Here is a 1795-nt window from a genome sequence, read left to right on the forward strand (position 1 = left end):
CGGGCCGGCCAGGTCCTGGATCAGCCCGTTGCTGGTGTGCATGTCCCGCACGAACGAGCCCATCAGGTCGACCGTCGCGTCGACGCCCTCATCGGGGGCGATCACGATGTCGAAACTGCCGACCTCGGTCAGGTCGTTGCGGGTGACGACGACGGCGATCTCCAGCAGGCGGTCATGGTCGGGGTTGAGCCCGGTGGTCTCGGTGTCGATCCAGACGATCAGGTCGGGGTTCGCAGCAGGCATGGTCTGAGCTCCTCGCAGTTGGTGTCGCCACTGCAGTGGGCGACTGCCCGCTCTGGCGGGACCGTCCTGTGTGGGCGCCGGTTCGCCCACTGGACGGCAGACCCGAGAGATAGGAGCCCCTGGTGGCCATGAAAGGACCCGCTGACCTGACCGGTGCCCGGGCCGGTGACGTCTTCTACTGGCGCGAGCAGGATCTCTTCAGCACCCGATTTCGCTGCGTGACGATCACCGATGTCGACACCGACAGCGTGCATGTGGTGGACGAACAGGAAGATCCGCTGGTTTTCGACCGGCACACCGCACAGGTGCGTTGGCCCGACGGACTCGGCCGCAGCTACCTCGAACACCCGACCGCTGAGGTCACGGCGGACTACGAGGCATTCCTGGCCGACGAGCAGCTCCGCAACGCCGCCCGCGAGCTGGGCCGACTCCCCGCGTCCGTCACCGCAGACCGCCCCACCCGGATCCGAGAGGTCAAACAGCTCGAGATGGCGATCACCGCCTGGACGCGAGCCCACGCCGCCGGGAGCTACGCCCGAAAGGAGCAGACGGCATGAAAGCACCGACCCTCACCACCCGGTCCGCCTGCGAGATCTGCGGTATCTCGATGCGGCGAACCTGGACCGATGACCTGATGGACTTCCGCTGGCGCGCCGAGGACGGGACGATCACGGGCATCGCCGGCGACGTGCCCATTGGTGCCCCGACCAGTACTCCACAGCTGCTGGAGCTCCTGGCCGAGCATGGCGACATGGAGGCCTACTCCAGCGTGCTGGTCCGGTACCAGCTCGGCGACACGCTGCTGCCATGGGAGCACCATCACCGCGCCGTCGAACCTGCCTCGCAGATCGCCCCCGAGGACGTGCCCACTTGCCACGGATGGCCGATGCGCGCCGCCCCCGGTGCCTGGATCTGCCGCGTCGACCACGCCATCACTCCGGCGGAAACGCCATGAACACGCGTATCCATCGGCAGCGAGAGGAGGCCACGGCGAGTTACTGGACTCTGCGCCGCATCGGCGCCACGGTCATGGTCCGCCGTCTCGAGCTCACACTGGGTCGAGCCGCTCTTGCCGCCCGCATCGGTGTCCCGACGGCCACGGTCGAGGCCATCGAGAATGGTCGCTACGACCCCCGGGTGGTCCTCGCCCCGCGTCTGGAGACCGCCCTGGCGATGACCCCCGGCAGCATCGACCAGACCGGTGGTGACAACCCGCCGAGACCGCGTCCGGCCGAACGCAGGGATCCAGCGAGGCGATAGCGATGAGCGTGATCCTCACCGATGCCTTCGCGACCTACCAGGCCATGCGAGAAGACTTCGAACTGCACCGACGCGCCACCTTCGCCCGCGCCCACGCGGAGCTGCGCGGCGAACTGCTCAACGCCCGCGGCCGCGCCGCACACATCGACCCCTCCAGCCTGTTCATGGGCCCGCATGCCCGGGTGGAGCGCTACGCCTCCGAGGAGCTGCGGCGGTGGTTCGCACAGCATGGCCGGCCCACCGTCGGACAGTTCGAGGTCCAGTGGTGGTCCGGTCGTACCGGTCAGGTCGC

General features: G+C 68.5%; 5 protein-coding genes. 4 read left to right on the forward strand and 1 reads right to left on the reverse strand.

Annotated features, from left to right (window positions below):
• The coding region (locus tag L0G76_RS16035) for an exonuclease domain-containing protein (RefSeq protein ID WP_304358121.1) at nucleotides 1-243 on the reverse strand (243 nt) is incomplete at its 3' end.
• Nucleotides 244-371: 128 nt separating this feature from the next.
• On the opposite strand from L0G76_RS16035, the gene L0G76_RS16040 reads away from it, so the two are divergent.
• The 4 genes from L0G76_RS16040 to L0G76_RS16055 form a co-directional block, all read left to right on the forward strand.
• On the forward strand, nucleotides 372-800 hold the full coding sequence (locus L0G76_RS16040) for a hypothetical protein (protein WP_304358122.1): 429 nt from the start codon (nucleotides 372-374) through the stop codon (nucleotides 798-800).
• Nucleotides 797-1198 (forward strand): hypothetical protein, encoded by a 402-nt coding sequence (locus L0G76_RS16045; RefSeq protein ID WP_304358123.1) that lies wholly within the window; start codon nucleotides 797-799, stop codon nucleotides 1196-1198. The genes L0G76_RS16040 and L0G76_RS16045 overlap by 4 nt, the downstream gene beginning before the upstream one ends.
• Nucleotides 1195-1503, forward strand: coding sequence for a helix-turn-helix transcriptional regulator (locus L0G76_RS16050; protein ID WP_304358124.1), 309 nt, complete (start codon nucleotides 1195-1197; stop codon nucleotides 1501-1503). Before L0G76_RS16045 ends, L0G76_RS16050 begins: the two co-directional genes overlap by 4 nt.
• A 2-nt stretch (nucleotides 1504-1505) precedes the next feature.
• On the forward strand, nucleotides 1506-1795 hold a 290-nt coding region (locus tag L0G76_RS16055; RefSeq protein WP_304358125.1), incomplete at its 3' end, for a hypothetical protein.

Origin of the sequence: Brevibacterium picturae, from assembly GCF_030453725.1 — a bacterium.
GTDB classification, from domain to species: Bacteria; Actinomycetota; Actinomycetes; order Actinomycetales; family Brevibacteriaceae; genus Brevibacterium; species Brevibacterium sandarakinum_A.

What these genes read in the sequence shown, in the direction of transcription:
- L0G76_RS16040 (WP_304358122.1), top strand. Translation starts at nt 372, where the DNA reads ATGAAAGGACCCGCTGACCTGACCGGTGCCCGGGCCGGTGACGTCTTC.
- L0G76_RS16045 (WP_304358123.1), top strand. Translation starts at nt 797, where the DNA reads ATGAAAGCACCGACCCTCACCACCCGGTCCGCCTGCGAGATCTGCGGT.
- L0G76_RS16050 (WP_304358124.1), top strand. Translation starts at nt 1,195, where the DNA reads ATGAACACGCGTATCCATCGGCAGCGAGAGGAGGCCACGGCGAGTTAC.